The 17,176-nt window shown below is 37.8% G+C and carries 16 protein-coding genes; 8 read left to right on the top strand and 8 right to left on the bottom strand.

Features of this window, described 5'->3' with window-relative positions; all coding sequences use genetic code 11:
- Positions 1-121 precede the first annotated feature (121 nt).
- Positions 122-454, top strand: a complete 333-nt coding sequence (locus BTO23_RS09080) for a DMT family transporter (protein WP_172794780.1) — start codon at positions 122-124, stop codon at positions 452-454.
- Positions 455-513: 59 nt separating this feature from the next.
- Here BTO23_RS09080 and argA read toward each other — a convergent pair whose 3' ends face one another.
- Positions 514-1,854 carry an amino-acid N-acetyltransferase gene (gene argA / locus BTO23_RS09075; protein WP_061005252.1) on the bottom strand — a complete coding sequence of 447 codons (1,341 nt, stop codon included), beginning with the start codon at positions 1,852-1,854 and terminating at the stop codon, positions 514-516.
- Between the two features lie 152 nt (positions 1,855-2,006).
- Here argA and BTO23_RS09070 point away from each other — a divergent pair, with 152 nt between their 5' ends.
- From BTO23_RS09070 to tcdA, 3 genes are all read left to right on the top strand, one after another.
- On the top strand, positions 2,007-2,390 hold the full coding sequence (locus BTO23_RS09070; RefSeq protein WP_060993687.1) for a DUF2850 domain-containing protein: 384 nt from the start codon (positions 2,007-2,009) through the stop codon (positions 2,388-2,390).
- 174 nt (positions 2,391-2,564) lie between these two features.
- Entirely contained in the window at positions 2,565-3,665 is a 1,101-nt protein-coding gene (gene mltA, locus BTO23_RS09065; RefSeq protein WP_060993686.1) for a murein transglycosylase A, read from the top strand.
- Positions 3,666-3,759: 94 nt separating this feature from the next.
- Positions 3,760-4,569: a tRNA cyclic N6-threonylcarbamoyladenosine(37) synthase TcdA gene (gene tcdA, locus BTO23_RS09060; protein WP_105063393.1), complete on the top strand. Its 810-nt coding sequence runs from the start codon at positions 3,760-3,762 to the stop codon at positions 4,567-4,569.
- A gap of 96 nt (positions 4,570-4,665) precedes the next feature.
- Here tcdA and csdE read toward each other — a convergent pair whose 3' ends face one another.
- On the bottom strand, positions 4,666-5,100 hold the full coding sequence (gene csdE / locus BTO23_RS09055) for a cysteine desulfurase sulfur acceptor subunit CsdE (protein WP_060993684.1): 435 nt from the start codon (positions 5,098-5,100) through the stop codon (positions 4,666-4,668).
- 24 nt (positions 5,101-5,124) lie between these two features.
- A complete protein-coding gene (gene csdA / locus BTO23_RS09050; protein WP_060993683.1) occupies positions 5,125-6,342 on the bottom strand; it encodes a cysteine desulfurase CsdA in 1,218 nt (405 codons plus the stop codon).
- Positions 6,343-6,713: 371 nt separating this feature from the next.
- Between csdA and BTO23_RS09045 the strand changes: the two genes are divergently transcribed.
- From BTO23_RS09045 to rlmM, 3 genes are read left to right on the top strand one after another with little or no spacing between them, the layout of a single operon-like run.
- On the top strand, positions 6,714-7,622 hold the full coding sequence (locus BTO23_RS09045) for a transcriptional regulator GcvA (RefSeq protein ID WP_060993682.1): 909 nt from the start codon (positions 6,714-6,716) through the stop codon (positions 7,620-7,622).
- Positions 7,615-8,001 (top strand): DUF423 domain-containing protein, encoded by a 387-nt coding sequence (locus tag BTO23_RS09040; RefSeq protein WP_060993708.1) that lies wholly within the window; start codon positions 7,615-7,617, stop codon positions 7,999-8,001. Before BTO23_RS09045 ends, BTO23_RS09040 begins: the two co-directional genes overlap by 8 nt.
- Positions 7,998-9,089 carry a 23S rRNA (cytidine(2498)-2'-O)-methyltransferase RlmM gene (rlmM, locus tag BTO23_RS09035; RefSeq protein WP_060993681.1) on the top strand — a complete coding sequence of 364 codons (1,092 nt, stop codon included), beginning with the start codon at positions 7,998-8,000 and terminating at the stop codon, positions 9,087-9,089. Before BTO23_RS09040 ends, rlmM begins: the two co-directional genes overlap by 4 nt.
- Positions 9,090-9,194: 105 nt before the next feature.
- On the opposite strand, the gene xni is transcribed toward rlmM, so the two are convergent.
- The 5 genes from xni to queF all read right to left on the bottom strand — a co-directional run bounded on the left by xni (position 9,195) and on the right by queF (position 16,499).
- Positions 9,195-9,983 carry a flap endonuclease Xni gene (gene xni / locus BTO23_RS09030; protein ID WP_060993680.1) on the bottom strand — a complete coding sequence of 263 codons (789 nt, stop codon included), beginning with the start codon at positions 9,981-9,983 and terminating at the stop codon, positions 9,195-9,197.
- Between the two features lie 92 nt (positions 9,984-10,075).
- Positions 10,076-11,434: a nucleotide 5'-monophosphate nucleosidase PpnN gene (ppnN, locus tag BTO23_RS09025; RefSeq protein WP_105063392.1), complete on the bottom strand. Its 1,359-nt coding sequence runs from the start codon at positions 11,432-11,434 to the stop codon at positions 10,076-10,078.
- Between the two features lie 140 nt (positions 11,435-11,574).
- Complete coding sequence (locus BTO23_RS09020) at positions 11,575-13,137, bottom strand: GGDEF domain-containing protein (RefSeq protein ID WP_060993678.1); 1,563 nt, start codon at positions 13,135-13,137, stop codon at positions 11,575-11,577.
- Between the two features lie 176 nt (positions 13,138-13,313).
- Positions 13,314-15,533: a tetratricopeptide repeat protein gene (locus BTO23_RS09015; protein ID WP_061037285.1), complete on the bottom strand. Its 2,220-nt coding sequence runs from the start codon at positions 15,531-15,533 to the stop codon at positions 13,314-13,316.
- Between the two features lie 120 nt (positions 15,534-15,653).
- The gene (gene queF, locus BTO23_RS09010) at positions 15,654-16,499 is read right to left on the bottom strand and encodes an NADPH-dependent 7-cyano-7-deazaguanine reductase QueF (protein ID WP_105063391.1); all 846 of its coding nucleotides are present in this window, start codon (positions 16,497-16,499) and stop codon (positions 15,654-15,656) included.
- Between the two features lie 108 nt (positions 16,500-16,607).
- On the opposite strand from queF, the gene syd reads away from it, so the two are divergent.
- Positions 16,608-17,156: a SecY-interacting protein gene (gene syd / locus BTO23_RS09005; RefSeq protein WP_105063390.1), complete on the top strand. Its 549-nt coding sequence runs from the start codon at positions 16,608-16,610 to the stop codon at positions 17,154-17,156.
- Positions 17,157-17,176: the final 20 nt, after the last annotated feature.

Raw genomic sequence — 17,176 nt, 5'->3', positions numbered from 1 at the left:
TGCGCCTCTAAAATTCGGAAGGAATACCGGATCTTTTTTTCTACCAATATCATTAATTAGATGATTGATATAGTTGGTATTAATATGGCTGTTCCGTTATATGTTTAAACTACTTGTTTCAATGCCACCAGCAATGGCGCTTATTATTGCTATTATTTCCGAAGTAATAGCGACCTCTTACATTCCCAAAACAGAACAATTCACGAAATTAACACCAAGCCTTATCGTTGGTGTGGGTTATGCTATTGCATTCTTTTTACTTTCAATAACAGTTAAAAGTATGCCAGTAGGAATTGTTTATGCGATATGGAGCGGGGCTGGGATTGTCTTGGTTGCAGGTATTGGATATTTTGCTTATGGGCAAAAACTAGATTTACCTGCTGTAGCGGGAATAGGTCTTATTCTATCTGGTGTATTAGTCGTTAATCTGTTTTCTAACACTGCTGCTCACTAAAGAGAAGCGAATATATTTTAGAAGGCCGCATTGGATAACACCAATGCGGCCTTTTTTATTTATAGATCTTTTAATACTAAGATCTTCGATTTCCGCTGATAGTTGTATAATTTCTGTTTTTTCATTGGTAGATGTAAAACATCGACCTCGACGAAACCTTGCTCTCTAAACCAATGAAGGCTGCGAGTCGTAAGAACAAATAGTTGTGACAGTTTAAATTGTTTGGCTTTAACTCGTAAGCGGTTAAGTAAGGTAACGCCACGGTCACCATCTCGGTAATCAGGATGAACAGCAACACAACCCATCTCAGCCATTTTGTCTTCAGGGAATGGATAAAGAGCAGCACAAGCGATGACTAAACCATCTTTTTCGATAATCGTAAATTGAGCTATTTCTTGTTCTAATTGTTCACGAGAACGACGAACTAAAATCCCTTCCTCTTCTAATGGGTGGATCAAATCCATGATGCCACCGATATCATCAATTTCAGCATCTCGTACTTGTTCTGAGCTTGCCATAACCACTTGAGTTCCAATGCCATCAAAAGAAAATAGCTCTTGAATTAATGCGCCATCTTCTTTGTAGCTAATTAAATGACTTCGTGGTACACCAGCTTTGCACGCAGTAATCGATCCTTTCAAGAATCGAATGGTTCCGGTGGAGTTACCATCGTTAGGTGATACGTCTTTTTCTAGTCGTTGAAGGATCTCTTCGGCTTCACTAGGAAAAAGTTCTGCTAATATTTGACCATTGTTATTAAGTACGCCTTGTTCAGAACAAAAGCCAATGAGTTTATCTGCGTTTAGTCGAATCGCTAATTGTGTGGCAACATCTTCAGATAAAAGGTTAAAGCACTCGCCAGTTACTGAGCTTGCAACAGGACCGAGTAAAACGATGGATTGTTGGTCGAGCATTCGATTAATACCATTAGTATCAATTCTTCTAACACGGCCACTATGACAGTAATCAACACCGTCATCGACACCAAGAGGTTGAGCAATAATAAAGTTGCCACTGATGACATTAATCTGAGCGCCAGCCATGGGGGTATTGTTTAAGCTCATCGAGAGGCGAGCGGTAATATCGAGTTGTAATTGCCCTGCAATTTGTTTAACAAGCTCTAAGGTTTGTTCATCTGTAACTCTGATCCCTTTATGAAAAGGCGCCTCATGTGATGTTGATTCAAGTTGAGCACGCATTTGAGGTCGAGTGCCGTAAACAATGACAATTCGTAATCCAAGGGAATTTAAGAGAGCAATATCATTAACAATATTGGCAAAGTTTGGGTCAGCAATCGCTTCTCCTCCTAGCATAATAACCACCGTTTTATCGCGGTGAGCATTTACATAAGGTGCGGACTGACGAAAGCCTTTAACTAAAGCAGTACTACGAAACTTCACATTATTCATCCATGAGTGGTTATCTATTCACATATAGTGACTAATTATTTCTTGTTGTACAAGTGTTTAGTAGAAGGTCACATAAGTTTTTCTTAATATTTTTAATAATTGCCGATATCCTTATATATAAGTTATTTTTAGTAGGCAACATAATGAGTCGTGCTCAAGAAAAAGAGTTAAAAAGAAGAAAAATTCGATTGTTAGTTTTAATTAGTTTTGTTGCTATTGGATTAGTTGCTTCTGTTATTGCCGCTATGTATAAATCGGGTGCGTTTGCTCAGATGCCAGCATCTCAATTGTATGGTAATTGGGTTGAGTTAGGCGTTCCTAGTTATGCTCAAGACAGCTTCACGATTAGTGAAGGAGGTATTTATACTCATGGTCGCTTAATTAGTACTAAATTCGAATTTGATGGCACTAAGTTAAGTTATAAACATGGTGAGACGCTGTATGTTTATATGGTTGAAGATAAGGATGGTGCGGAATTACTACGTGTTCAACCAACGCATTATAAGTCTAGTTTTAGCAAAAAATAATAACTAAACCTTCCAAGTAATTATTTTTCATTGTACTTACTTGGCGGGTGGCAGTAACTTTGTGTCAAGTTTTGTCAAAATTCTCCTTTTCTTACATTTATTCTAGTGTAAGGAATTGCTCTCCCTCTATTTGTTTGTCATTCTTCCCTCACTATTTATCAATAAGGCTTTATTGTGTTTCGTAAATTTTCTCTTGTGTGTGTTCTTTTGGCTTTAGCTGGTTGTGCCGATCGTCCTACGGATCGTGCTCAGCAATATCTTGATGGCGGATTCAGCAGTAACTTAAATGAAGTCAGTGAGATTCACTCAGATAACCCTTCTGATTTTAGTGCCTTCAAAAAACAAAGCGCAGAAGTTGTTAATCGTTCGGAATCAATGTCATTACGTTATGAAGAGCTGTATGTACAATTACAAAAGTGGATTGATGAAAGCTCAAATCCAGCAGAGCTTTCAGCTTATGGTATTCAATTTGCTCAAATGGGTGGTGGCGACAAACAAGGTAATGTAATGTTCACTGGCTACTTTTCACCAGTGATTGAAATGCGCCATACGCCAAACGAAACGTTTAAATACCCAGTTTATGATAAACCAGACTGTGGTTCTAATTGCCCTACAAGAGCAGAAATTAATGCAGGTGCTTTATCTGGCTTGGGTCTAGAACTTGGATATTCAGATAATATGATTGATCCGTTTATTATGGAAGTTCAGGGTAGTGGCTTTATTCATTTTGGTGATGATGACAAGCTTCAGTATTTTGCCTACGGTGGTAAAAATAATCACCCTTACGTAAGTATTGGTAAGGTGCTGATTGAGCGTGGCGAAGTTGAACGTAAAGATATGTCACTTAAAGCGATTAAAGAGTGGGTTGCTAAAAATGATGAAGCGACGGTTCGTGAACTGTTAGAAACCAATCCATCTTATGTGTTCTTTTCACCACGAGACGCTAACCATGTGTTAGGTACGGCTGGGATCCCTTTACTTGCTGGCGCGGCGGTTGCAGCTGATCGTACTTTATTGCCTATGGGAACCCCTATACTTGCAGAGGTGCCTCAATTAGATAAAGACGGTAAGTGGACAGGTAAGCATGTACTTAAAGTATTATTGGCATTAGATACTGGTGGTGCGGTAAAAGAAAATCATTTAGACCAATACTACGGCATGGGTCCAGAGGCTGGTATTGCTGCTGGTCACTTTAAACATTTTGGTCGAGTATGGAAACTTGGTTTAAAAGATTCTGAAACTGAAAATCCATGGGAAATGCCAAAAAAGAAATAGAACAGAAATAATTCTGATTTTCTTAAAGCTTGATCTTCTAAAAAAGAGTGCGTATAAATCGTGCTCTTTTTTTGTTTTTGAGTAAGGTAACCCCATGCGCGAATTAACCACTCCTGCTTCTGAAAGTTATGACCAACGTTTTGGTGGCACTCGCCGTTTGTATGGTAATAGTGAAGTAGAAATTATGCGTGCTGCACATGTTTGTGTTGTGGGTATTGGTGGTGTGGGCTCTTGGGCGGTTGAAGCATTGGTTCGTACAGGTCTTGGTGAGATCACCTTGATTGATATGGATGATGTGTGTGTGACAAATATTAACCGTCAAATTCACGCAATGACGGGTACGATTGGCAAAAGTAAAATTGAAGTAATGGCTGATCGCATTAAATTAATTAACCCTGAGTGTAAAATTAATTTAATTGATGATTTTATTACGCCAGAAAATCAAGCTGAATACATCTCTAAAGAGTTTGATTATGTGCTTGATGCGATTGATAGCATGAAGCCAAAAGCTGCGTTATTAGCATATTGTAAGAGTAATAAGATTAAAGTGATTACAACCGGTGGTGCGGGTGGCCAAACAGATCCAACTCAAATTCAAATCACAGATTTAACCAAAACAATTCAAGACCCATTAGCGAAGAAATTGCGTGATACTTTACGTCGTCACCATTATTTCACTAAGAATCCTAAGCGTAAATTTGGCATTGATTGCGTATATTCAACAGAGCATTTGAAATACCCACAAGCGGATGGCTCTGTGTGTGCAACTAAAGCAACTGCGGAAGGCCCTAAACGTATGGATTGTGCGAGTGGTTTTGGTGCCGCTACGGTAGTTACTGCGACGTTTGGATTTGTGGCGGTGTCGAGAATTGTAGAGAAGTTGATTGAGAAACATAGCAAATAGGAACTAGGCTTCAGGACGGTCGCAAGCTTCCTAAAGGTTTCAGGTATAGGCTCTATTATTCCAAGGCTCTCCCTGAATCCTTCAAGCGAAGCGGCCTTAAGCCTGCTCTATTAGTTCATTTATCGTTTCAATAATAGCTTTAAGCCCATTACCACGCGATGGGCTTAAATGTTCAATTAACCCTAATTGAGCAAAATAACCATCCATATCAAATACGCTAATATCTTTAGCTGTTTTATTATTAACAGCAGCCATCACTAATGCGATAAGCCCTCTAACAATACGCGCGTCAGAATCAGCACAGAAATAATAAACACTATCTATAACTTCATGTTGTAGCCACACTTTGCTTTCACAACCTGAAATCGTCACGTTCTCTTGCTGAAGATCTTCTGGCATTTTAGGCAGCTTTTTACCTAATTGAATCACGTTACGATAACGGTCTTCCCAACCTTTCGCTTCACTCATTAACTCCAATACAGTGGTGTGAGTGATGTCAAAACCAAAAGGAGATGAAGGGAATGTAGACATAAATAAAATACCTTTAATTTGAGCTTATAGCATATCTGCGGCTTTATTTAGCGCATCGATAAAACGTTGAACATCTTGCTTTGTATTATACAAGGCAAATGAAACACGTACAGTTCCGGTTAATCCTAGTGCATCTAGCATGGGATGAGCACAATGATTTCCAGAGCGAACGGCAATGCCTTGTTGGTCTAATAGCGTTGCAATATCTTGGTGGTGGACACCATCAATAACAAAAGAAAATAAACTCGCATTATCTTGTAAACCGATGAATTGCAAATCTTCAATATCTTTGATGCCATCAATAGCCATTTGGCGAAGTTCGTCGATGTGAGAATTTAGATCATCATGGGCGAATTGCTTAACCCAATTGATTGCTGTCGCAAAAGCAATCGCTCCGGCAACGTTTGGGGTGCCAGCTTCAAATTTTCCTGGTAGTTCTGCAAAAGTCGTTTTTTCAAACGAAACCTTTTCAACCATTTTACCGCCACCATGCCATACAGGCATAAATTCTAATAAATCTTGTTTTCCATATAGAGCGCCAATACCTGCAGGAGCAAATAATTTATGACCAGAGAAAACATAAAAATCAGCATCCATTGTTTGAACATCCACTTCATGATGAACAATACCTTGAGCACCATCAACAACGACAATGGCGCCAAATTTATGTGCCGTTGTAATGATGTCATCGATTGGATTTAATGTGCCAGTTACGTTGGTGACTTGAGCAACAGCTACAATCTTAGTGCGTTTGGTTACCAATGACTCAAATGCTTTCATATCTAATGTGCAATCTGGTTTCATTGGGATTTTTACAACGGTTGCTCCCGTTTGTTCTGCCACAATTTGCCAAGGAACAATGTTAGCGTGGTGTTCTAATTCACTGATTAGAATTTCGTCACCCGCTTTTAATGTACTGCGAGCGTAGGTTTGAGCGATCAAATTAATGGCTTCTGTTGCTCCGCGAGTCCAAATTATTTCTTTACTGCTTTTAGCATTAATAAAGTGTTGAACTATCTCACGAGCTTGTTCAAATTGCAGTGTTGCTGAGGCGGTTAGACTATGACTACCGCGATGCACATTAGCATTACTTTTTTGATAGTAATCTTGAATAGCATTTAATACCGACAATGGTTTTTGTGTCGTTGCGGCACTATCAAAATAGGCAATAGGTTGGCCATTAACGTCTTGAGCTAAAGCTGGAAATTGAGAGCGAACAGCGTCAACAGTAAATGCAGTCATAATGATTTTCTTTATAGGGTAAGCGGGCAGCGACAATGATGCGGATTTCTGGCAGGTAAGTCAAAATTACAGGCAAAAAAAAGCACCGTATTAAACGGTGCTAGAATCTTTTTTAACCAAAAGGTCAAAATGTAGTAAATAATTGGGTATTGCTAACAAATAATTTGAAATCAATACTCGGGGCTCTAACAGTCGAGCCAATATGCAAACACAACATTGGAGTCTAGAGGGTAGAAAAAGATACTCAGGGAGGAATATATGTCTTTCCTCTAAACAACGGAGCCAATATTAGGTTTTATCTGGTAGTTCGGCAATGGACAATTTATAATACTTAGCATTAAAAAAACTAATGGTTCAGAATGTGAGTTCTTATGTCTCGAAGATTACCACCTTTAAATTCTTTACGTGTGTTTGAAGCGGCTGCTAGACACCTAAGCTTTACTCGTGCAGCTGAAGAATTATTTGTTACACAAGCGGCAGTTAGCCACCAAATTAAAGCATTAGAAGAGTTTCTAGGCTTAAAGCTATTTCGTCGCCGTAACCGCTCTTTACTTCTAACAGAGGAGGGACAAAGTTACTTTTTAGATATTAAAGAAATCTTCTCTTCTTTATCAGAAGCAACAGATAAAGTATTGGAAAGAAGTGCGAAAGGCGCTCTAACCATTAGTTTGCCACCAAGTTTTGCAATTCAATGGCTTGTACCTCGATTATCTGATTTTAATAATCAAGAACCAGATATTGATGTACGTATTAAAGCGGTTGATATGGATGAAGGTTCATTAACTGAAGACGTTGATGTTGCGATTTATTATGGTCGTGGTAATTGGCCGGGTTTACGAGTTGATTTGTTATACCAAGAGCAGTTATTGCCATTATGTTCACCACAAGTTCTGCTAAATGAAAAGCCGTTAGCAACGATTGATGATCTACGTTTCCATACGTTACTGCATGACACGTCACGTAAAGATTGGAAGCAGTTTGTAAAACAGTTTGATTTACAAGGCATGAATGTTAACCAAGGGCCAATTTTTAGCCATTCAACTATGGTGTTACAAGCTGCGGCGCATGGACAAGGTATTGCTCTAGGTAATAATGTTCTTGCTCAACCTGAATTGGATGCGGGTCGATTAGTTGCGCCTTTTGAAGAGTTACTTATAAGTAAGAACGCGTTTTATTTAGTTTGTAGTGAAAAACAAGCAGACACTGGCCGTATTGCAACGTTTAGAGAGTGGATACTGAGTAAAGCACGCAGTGAGCAAGAGATAACGGATGATGAATAGTCGTTTATGTTTACTTATCGCCAGTATTAGTGGGGCAATAACCGTTGGGTTAGGCGCTTTTGGTGCGCACGGTTTAAAGGCTGTTTTATCTCCCTATCTACTTGATGTATATGAGACTGCAGTGCAATACCAAATGTGGCATACACTTGCTCTGTTTGGATGTGGAATTTTGTTGAGAAATTCATTTTCAAAAGGGGTATCATACGCCGCCTTGCTATTTACCATTGGAATGTTATTTTTCAGTGGTAGTTTATATGCATTAGTGTTCACTGGGATAAAATGGTTTGGGCCAATTACTCCATTAGGTGGACTCTGTTTTATTATCGGTTGGCTAACGCTGGCTGTTTCAACTTATCGTTTGACTGAGGTTTCAAAGTGAAACAAGTAATGTTCTATTGTCGCTCTGGTTTTGAGAAAGAGTGTGCAGGTGAGATCCAAGATAAAGCCACTCAACTTGAAGTGTTTGGTTTTCCTCGCCTAAAAAATAATACAGGCTATGTGCTATTTGAATGCTATCAGGAAGGCGATGCAGATAAACTGATCCGTGACATTAAATTTAATGAGCTTATTTTTGCTCGTCAAATGTTTGCGGTAGCTACTGAATTAAGTGATTTACCATCTGAAGATCGTATTTCACCAATTTTGAATGCATTAGTTGATGTTGAAAATTTACCTTGTTGTGGTGATATTCGTATTGAAACGCCAGATACGAATGAAGCAAAAGAATTATTAAAATTCTGCCGTAAATTTACAGTGCCAATGCGTATCGCATTACGCGGCAAAGAGATGCTAACAGCAAGAGATTCAGATCGAATCCCAGTTATGCATATTTGCTTTATTGCACCTGGTCATTGCTATGTAGGTTATTCTTACACCAACAATAACTCAAAATTCTTTATGGGTATTCCTCGTTTGAAATTCCCATCGGATGCACCAAGCCGTTCAACACTTAAGCTAGAAGAAGCGTTTCACGTATTCATTCCACGTGATGAGTGGGATACTCGTTTAGCTTCTGGTATGTGGGGCGTTGATTTAGGTGCATGTCCTGGTGGTTGGACATATCAATTAGTTAAGCGTTCTATGTTTGTTCATGCAATTGATAATGGCATGATGGCACAGAGTTTAATGGATACAGGACAAGTTAAACATCATATGGTTGATGGTTTTAAATTTGAGCCTGCAAGAAAGAACGTAACGTGGATCGTGTGTGACATGATTGAAAAGCCTGCACGAGTTGCACACCTTATGGGTGAGTGGTTAATTAAAGGTTGGGCTAAAGAAGCACTATTCAACCTTAAATTACCAATGAAAGGCCGTTACGATGAAGTACTTCAAGATATTGAAAACTTAAAAGAGTTTTTGAAGAAGAATAACTTCCAATACAAGCTTCAAGCGAAGCATTTGTATCATGACCGTGAAGAAATTACGGTTCATATCCAAGCAATTTCAAATATTTCTCCACACTAATATTGGTGTAATATCAATTATTGAGAGATAAAAAAACGCCCGCTGATGTTAATAATCAGCGGGCGTTTTTATTTAAGATTAACTAAGTATATAGAAGCTAACATGCTAGTCCCTAGTCCCTGATTCTGGCTTCTCATATCGAATATCTTGCAAATTAAACCCAAGCTCAATGTCAGTTCTTAATCCAGCCACTTTTCTACATAGAATTGCAGTTTCATAATACTCATCAAATTTCTTACGGTATTTTTTTGGTAATTCTTCAGATTCGTTTGCTGCTTCAATTGTTGGGAATTGAGTTAATATTTCTAATGCCGCTTTAGGGCCAATACCCGGAATGCCGGTTATTTTACTTGAGCTTATTCCTGCTAGTCCCCAATAATCAGCGAGTTGATCTGGTTTTAAACCGAATTCTTTTTCAATAAACGGAGCATCTAACCAACGATGTTGAAAATAATCTCGTATACGAAGCGTAGGGGAAAGTAACTGGCAATAGCCTTTATCTGTCGAGATGATGGTTACTTGTTCATTATGCGCAGCCACTTTATTTGCCAAAGTCGCAACTAAATCATCGGCTTCATCACCATCAGATAAAAGTGAATCTATACCGAGTTTCCACCATGCATCTTGAATACTGTCCATGCCTTGTTGAAGAGCTTCAGGCATTGGTTTTCTGTCTTCTTTGTATTTAGGTAAGACTTCTGCTCGCCACCCTCTATCTTGTAAATGATGATCAAATACGGCAATGATATGGGTTGGTTCGGTTTCTTTTAAAATACGATTTATTGTACGGCTAGTGGTGGTAATCACTGCTTGAATATCATCTTGGTTTGGTTGAGCTGAATGAACTCGACGAATAAGGTTTAATGCGTCAATAATAACCAGATGAATTGCCATAACGTATTCATTCCTATATATAAAAAATAAAAAGGCCTACACAAAGGTGTAGGCCTATTATTGTACGTTAGTGAGTAGGGGAGATACCAGCCTTAATCTACGACGATTTCATAACAAGGAACATATTTAGAACCAGGAAGCTTCATTCGACCTTGCTTAACAAAATCTTGTAGTAGGCGATCCATTTTCTTCATTAACTTAGGATCTCCATGAAGCTTAAAGACCCCGTGTTTTTCTATTTCAGCAATGCCTTCAGCTTTTACATTACCCGCGACAATTCCAGAGAATGCTTGGCGTAAACTTGCTGCGAGGTTTTCTGTTGGTTGATCTAAATGTAAATCAAGTGCAGACATTGCTTCATGAGTTGGTTCGAACGGGTGTTGGAACTCAGATTCAATTTTTAGCGCCCAGTTAAAGCTGTAAGAATCATCCGTTGCTTTACGGTATTCTTTCACTTTTTTGATGCCATGATTAATCATCACTGCTGCTTTTTCAGGATCATCGACCACTATTTCATAATAATGTGTCGCTTCTTCACCCAGTGTTTCTCGTATAAAAATGTCGATAGCAAGGAAGTAAGCTTCACTCTCTTTTGGTCCTGTTAATACAATTGGCATTGGTTGCTGGCGATTGGCTGGGTTCATCATGATCCCTAAGATATACAGTAACTCTTCTGCTGTTCCCGGTCCGCCAGGAAAAATAACAATACCATGAGCCATACGAACAAACGCTTCTAATCGTTTTTCAATATCTGGCATGATAATCAATTCATTTACAATTGGGTTTGGCGGCTCTGCCGCGATAATCGAAGGTTCTGTTAATCCAACAAAGCGACTTTCAGAATAACGTTGTTTAGCGTGGCCAATAGCGGCTCCCTTCATCGGACCTTCCATTGCGCCTGGTCCACAACCTGTACAGATATTTAATTCACGTAACCCTAGTTCATGACCTACTTCACGGGTGTATTGATATTCGATAGGATTAATAGAGTGACCGCCCCAACATACAACGAGATTAGGCTCAATTCCGGTATGAAGTGCTTTTGCATTACGTAAAATACTGAAAACAAGATTCGTTAGGTGAGTATCTTTTGTTAGGTTTAGGCGGTTGTGATCTGCGATTTGCATATTCACATACACCATGTCACGTAATACAGAAAATAGGTGCTCTTGGATCCCTTTTATTATGGTTCCATCGACAAAAGCATGTTCTGGTGGGTTACTTAGTTCGAGTTTAATGCCTCGATCTCGACGTGTTACTGACACATCGAAAGATTCGTATTTTTCTAGGAGTTCTTTAGAGCTGTCAGTATGGCTACCTGAATTTAAGACGGCTAACGTACAATTACGGTACATTCTGTAGACATCACTAGAGGCTGTTTTTTTTAATTGGTCGACTTCTAATTGCGATAGCAAATCCATGCTACCTGCGGGACTAATATGAGTAATCATATAGTGCCTCCCTAGCTGTTTTTATTATTGTTTAGATATTTAACTTACACAGCAATGGGAGGTTTTGCGAGAAAAAAACGAAAAATTTGAGAGGTTTATAAGTATTTATTGTTGTAAATTTATTACGTAGCAGTGAGTTATCATAGATAGATAAACTGTTCAGTGCCTTTTGATTTTTGTTTGTAAAGTGCATCAATTGAGCGTTTAATTACTTTTTCAGGGATGTCGCTATTAGTAAATTCTGAACTGCAAATAGATACCGTTATTTGAACGTGATCATCTTTGAATTTGAAAGGCAGTTTAGAAATAGCTAATTGAATCGCTTTAAGTACTTTATCTCTTTCTTCTTTCTCGGTTTCAGTAAATAAAATCAAGAATTCTTCACCACTAAAACGAGCAACGAAATCGGTGTCTGATACTTTGTTTTCAATGGTTTTTGCGATAATAGATAATGCTTTATCCCCAGCTAAGTGACCAAACCTTTCATTAATACGTTTGAACTGATCGATATCTATCATTGTAAGGACAAGCGAATGTTGATGACGAACCCAACGTTTATATTCCAAGTCTAAACGTTCATGCATAGCAGCGCGGTTATATACTTTGGTTAATGGGTCTTTAAACACTCGTTGTTGTTGGTCACTAAGCTGGCGACGATATTCCAATGTCTCTTCGTATAAATTATTTAGCTTTTTGGTCGTATATTCATGACGCTCAATTAATGCAGCCTCACGAGATTGCATTGCTTTATTACGTTCTGATAAGTCATTCATTTCACTTAACAGCATCGCCATTTTTGTTTTGTATTCTTGTTCGCTACTTTTGCTTTCTAACACGCCTTCGGCTTGTTTAATTAGAAGAGAGTATTCTTCATTGAGTAAAGCGCGTTGCTCTAAATAAGATTGTCCTTGGTTTTGGTTTTGTTCACTGGTTTTGATGATCTGTGCTACCTGAGTATTCATATCACCAACAAAAGCTTGAGATGCTTTACGTTCGTTATTCGTTCCTTCTAACACCAGTTGCAGTGTTTGTAGTGCTAAATCAATCAGTGAAACAGCATCAACTCCCGTTAATAATTTATTACGGATACCAAGTAATTTATTGCCAGAGGTATTATCAAAGTCCAGTTCAGAAATCAGATGCTGCAATTCATGACTCAGTTGCTCTTGAGTATCAACATCAATAATTTCATTGGTGTTAATTTCAGACGAAATTTTACCGACAGAGATGAATTTAATTGCTCGCTCGTAAAGTTCGACTAACCGAACAATACGTTGGATATGCTTACTACCATCTTGGGAAGGGTATTGTAAAAGAGTTCGAAGATCTCTTTTTAGCCCAGCAGGCAAACCGACAACACGCTGAAGAGTTTCACCACAATAAGAAATGTGTTCTTCCATAACTGAATGTTCTTTTTGAACATCCATTTTGTAACGGTTAATTAAGCGTTCAAAGGTAGCAATTCGTACTGTTAATTCTGATGTGTTTTCGACCTGTTCAATACTTGTAGCAAGCTCTACGATCTCTTTATCGAGTTCTCCATTATGATGTTTACACGCAGCACAGAAGCGCAAAATAATACGTTTTAAAAGTAGTATTTCACGACGTGATTTTAATGTGGTATCACGATGCGATAAGCGTGTTTGATCTAGCTGTTGCTTTAACTGACTTAACTCAGAGGCAACGATAGAGACTTCAATCATAATAATTTAGAGAGTAATTCATATGTTATAAAAAGTATAAAAATATTGATAAGGCTAATTGTGCATAATAACAAATTTATAATTAACAGACTAAGAAAAGTATGCCGTTTGTTTAATTGATAATCATTCACCTGTGATTATTATTAAATTTGTGATGCATAATCCAAATCCTAAGTTTAGTGTTTGGATGTCATGACTTTAATTAGTCCTTGATTAATTGCTTGCTTACAGGCAGAAATAATATTATTGCTAGCAAAACTGGCTGCAGGTGCATTATCAATCGCTCTATAATGAACCCACTGGCTGCCGGAATCTTCAGTGCTAATATCGCAAGCTGTATTAGTCGCCATAAGTAAAATGTCGATTAATTCACGATCATTAATAGCGGTATAAGCACGTGGTAAAAATGGATATTCCACCATACCTATATTAACGGTTCTATCGGTCATTGTTTTTGATTTAAAATTGTTTATCCAAGATTGAACTGTTTCTGCCATTTCTTGAGCGTTTGATGTTGAATCAGATTTGTGTTCAATGTATAGAAAACTCGCATCAGAGAAATGGTAAATTCGACTTGGTAAGGTAACCACTGTCGATAAATAATCGCCAAATTCCTTCTCGATTGATAACCCTTCTTGATAGCCGTGGGTAAAGTACAACTCTTGCAGCATGGGTACATGAAAGAGTGTGAATCGAAGACGATCGCTCAATGGTTCGTTAATTAATTCACCCAAATGCCATTGCTCTATGTTTGAACTGCTTTGTTGTAAAGAAGAAGGTAGCCTTTCTGTTAGTAAACGAAAGTTGCGTAGTCCACTTCGTGGGTGAGTGTAATATTTATTTAAGAGTAAATGTAGACGCTTTTTCAGAAATCGATTTACCTGCTGCTGTCTAAAGGCATAGATAGAAATTAAGGTTAAAAGAACCAATAAAAATCCGGCTATTTTTTGTATTTTTCGAGTTTGTAAGTGGTTCTCTTTAAGTTGTTGCTCTAACCCCTGATAATGCAGTGATTGCTCAATGATGCTTTTTTGCTGTCTAAATACGTCTTCGTTGATTTCATTCTGTACTGCTTGGATTGATGAATTCAGGGTTTCATATTCTCTTTGGGCTTTTAACGCGAGCTGATATTGCCCCATTTTCTCATAGGTTTTTGATAGCAGTTTTTGTGACTGTAACTTTAAACGTAAGTCATTATCTTTCTTACTGTATTTGATTGCTTGCTGTATCTGTTGAACGGCAAGACCTGTTTTATTATTTACGAGATAAAGTTTCGCCTGTAAAAGGGAAGCGCACGCTTTTTGTTCTGGCAAATTTACGTATTCATTAAGGTTATTTGCTTGTTTAAGGTAATGTTCACTTAACGCATAGTTGTAAAGTAAGAAATAGGTATTCGCAATATCTAAACGTAATGAGATTAATTTATCTACGTTATTTTTTTCTTTTTCTTGGTCAAGAGCATTGAAGTACTGTACTAAGGCTAAGTTAAATCGCCCCTGTTTTAAGTGTATTTGAGCAATTAAAATTAGGACGTTAGAGAGTTGCTCGCTGTTATTGTATCGGCCATAGAACTCGGCAGATTGCGAGGCATGTTCTAATGCTTTATCTAACACTTGTCTTTGGAAAAATAACTGCCCAAGTAAATAGTTAGTGGTTGCTAATTGGCCACTTCTGTCCGCTTCAATTGATTGCCAGTAAGCACTTAATAACTCAGTTAATGCTTGATCAAATTGTTTGTTTTTTAAAAAGTACTTACCGTAAGAAATATGATAATAAATCATACTACTAGGGTCATTAAGTGCGCTTCCATGAGACATGGCTTGCTTATAATATTGTTGTGCTTGACTGTTATTGCCTTGAAATGATTCTACTTCGGCATGAATTAAAGCTAATCCAAAATAGAGTTTTTGATTCAGTGCTATTTGCTTATTATATTCATCTAACTCGACAGAGATTTCTTTTAAAATAGTATTTGTCTCATCAACATCTTGAGTTAAATTCCACCATAAGCTTGAATAGATAAGTTTTGATTCTAAGTAACCAGACTTTAAGTCAAAGTCTTTTGCTAGAGCGATTGCTTGTTTAATAGATTCAATAGATTCACGATTACGGTCAAGGCGTTTATTTGCTAATGCCTTAATTTGAAAAGCTTCAACGGTACTTATTGGAGTGCGGATAGTTCGTTCTGAATCATTGTTAATATGAATACGATTAGGGTCTTGCTCTGGAGATATTTGACGCTGTTCTAAATATTGTTCAGCAATAGATCGAGCTTGTTCTGGATTGGTATCCAATAACTGATAAGCGTCGTTTAAAATCGGCGCAGAGAAAAATTTAGCCCACGCAGAAAGCGGGAAAAAAACAAAAAGAATAAGAAGGCATTGACGCAAAGACATGTAAATGATCCACTAAAAGACAACCATTACATACTATCGATGTGGTGAAATTTGTCTACCAAGAATACGATTCAAAGTAGACAAAATACATCATTTTAAACGCTTTTAGTGTCTAAATTCTTATTGTCGAGCCAAACGTAGGTTATGTTCTGGTTTTGCTAAATGTGAACTACGGAATGGATTAATATCAAGTCCGCCACGGCGTGTATAACGAGCATATACTGTTAATGAGCCAGGTTTACAGTATTTCATAATATCGGTGTAAATACGCTCAACACATTGCTCATGAAATTCATTATGTTGACGGAAAGAGATTAAGTAACGAAGTAGTTTTTCTCGGTCAATTTTCTTACCGTCATAATTAATTTCAACACTGCCCCAGTCAGGTTGATTAGTGATAAGGCAGTTTGATTTTAATAAATGACTGTGCAAGGTTTCACTGACGTTTTCTTCTAATGTACTTGATTGTAAATAGTCAGCATCAAACTCGTAATCATCAATAATGATGTCTTGGTTATCAATACATTCACCTTTCATATCGATAATAGGTTGTTGTGAGTAAGCTTGTACTGGGTGTATTTCTACTTTTACATCTCCACCTGCACAGGCACTTAAATCTTTAATTAATGTACGAGTCACTTCATCCCATGAAGAGAATTTAGTTTGGTTAAAGCTATTTAAATATAATTTAAATGACTTTGATTCAACAAGGTTAGGGCTTGTTGCTGGTAGAGTGACATCGCCAATGGCAACTTGAGGCAATCCGTTCTGGTTTAACCAAGACAATTCATACAGTGTCCATACATCACAACCAACAAAAGGTAATTCATCACCTAACTCAAGATCATCTCGATTTAAGCTACGAGGAACGGCCTGTAATAATTCTGGCTCATAGCTATGTTTGTATTCAGTTTTCTGGCCAAGAGTCAGTGATTTTAGCTCATCAGCGTTAGTGTATTTAGTCATATTGAAAATGCCAAAAGTAGATTAGAATAGAGGTCGCTTAATAAATTAGCGCTATTTGATACAATTGACGCTAGTTTACTTGAATTTTTGTCTTATTAGGAGAATCGAATGCCACTTTCGGTAGAGCAAGCGCTTGCTAACTTTAGTCAACGTTATGTGGAAGCATGGAAAGCCAAACATGATAGCCTTCCGATAAATGAAGAATTAGTGGGATTAGCTTCTCCTTGTATTGATAAAACGCGTGATTTAGAGATCTCATGGCAACCTATTGCTCGTGAAGAGAGCATTCGGTTAGTTAATATCGAAAAAGGCATTGAATTAGATCTTCATGATGATTTTCATGCGTTTTATGGTGCTCAATTTAGCGCAGATATGACCGCTAAATTTGAGAATATGAATATTGAATTACTTCAGATTTGGAGTGATGAAGACTTAGATAATTTACAAGGCAATATGCTTGGCCATCTTGTGATGCAACGTAGATTAAAATTAGTACCAACATTATTTATTGCCGTGACTGATGATGAGATGGAAGTTATTTCTATTTGTAACCAGTCGGGCGAAGTAATTTTAGATACAGTTGGAACAAAGAAACGAAAAGTCTTGGCTGAGAATATGGCTGAGTTTTTAGGAAAACTTGAACCGGTTGTTGCTTAATCCATCGGTTGATATGCCCT

This window comes from Aliivibrio sifiae, from assembly GCF_002954715.1.
In the GTDB taxonomy this organism is placed as follows: Bacteria; Pseudomonadota; Gammaproteobacteria; order Enterobacterales; family Vibrionaceae; genus Aliivibrio; species Aliivibrio sifiae.
This window is presented reverse-complemented; position numbering and strand designations above follow the sequence as displayed.

Coding starts and splice junctions, on each gene's coding strand:
- BTO23_RS09080 (WP_172794780.1), top strand. CDS start 122: ATGCCACCAGCAATGGCGCTTATTATTGCTATTATTTCCGAAGTAATA.
- BTO23_RS09070 (WP_060993687.1), top strand. CDS start 2,007: ATGAGTCGTGCTCAAGAAAAAGAGTTAAAAAGAAGAAAAATTCGATTG.
- tcdA (WP_105063393.1), top strand. CDS start 3,760: ATGCGCGAATTAACCACTCCTGCTTCTGAAAGTTATGACCAACGTTTT.
- csdE (WP_060993684.1), bottom strand. CDS start 5,100: ATGTCTACATTCCCTTCATCTCCTTTTGGTTTTGACATCACTCACACC.
- csdA (WP_060993683.1), bottom strand. CDS start 6,342: ATGACTGCATTTACTGTTGACGCTGTTCGCTCTCAATTTCCAGCTTTA.
- BTO23_RS09045 (WP_060993682.1), top strand. CDS start 6,714: ATGTCTCGAAGATTACCACCTTTAAATTCTTTACGTGTGTTTGAAGCG.
- BTO23_RS09040 (WP_060993708.1), top strand. CDS start 7,615: ATGAATAGTCGTTTATGTTTACTTATCGCCAGTATTAGTGGGGCAATA.
- xni (WP_060993680.1), bottom strand. CDS start 9,983: ATGGCAATTCATCTGGTTATTATTGACGCATTAAACCTTATTCGTCGA.
- ppnN (WP_105063392.1), bottom strand. CDS start 11,434: ATGATTACTCATATTAGTCCCGCAGGTAGCATGGATTTGCTATCGCAA.
- BTO23_RS09020 (WP_060993678.1), bottom strand. CDS start 13,137: ATGATTGAAGTCTCTATCGTTGCCTCTGAGTTAAGTCAGTTAAAGCAA.
- BTO23_RS09015 (WP_061037285.1), bottom strand. CDS start 15,533: ATGTCTTTGCGTCAATGCCTTCTTATTCTTTTTGTTTTTTTCCCGCTT.
- queF (WP_105063391.1), bottom strand. CDS start 16,499: ATGACTAAATACACTAACGCTGATGAGCTAAAATCACTGACTCTTGGC.
- syd (WP_105063390.1), top strand. CDS start 16,608: ATGCCACTTTCGGTAGAGCAAGCGCTTGCTAACTTTAGTCAACGTTAT.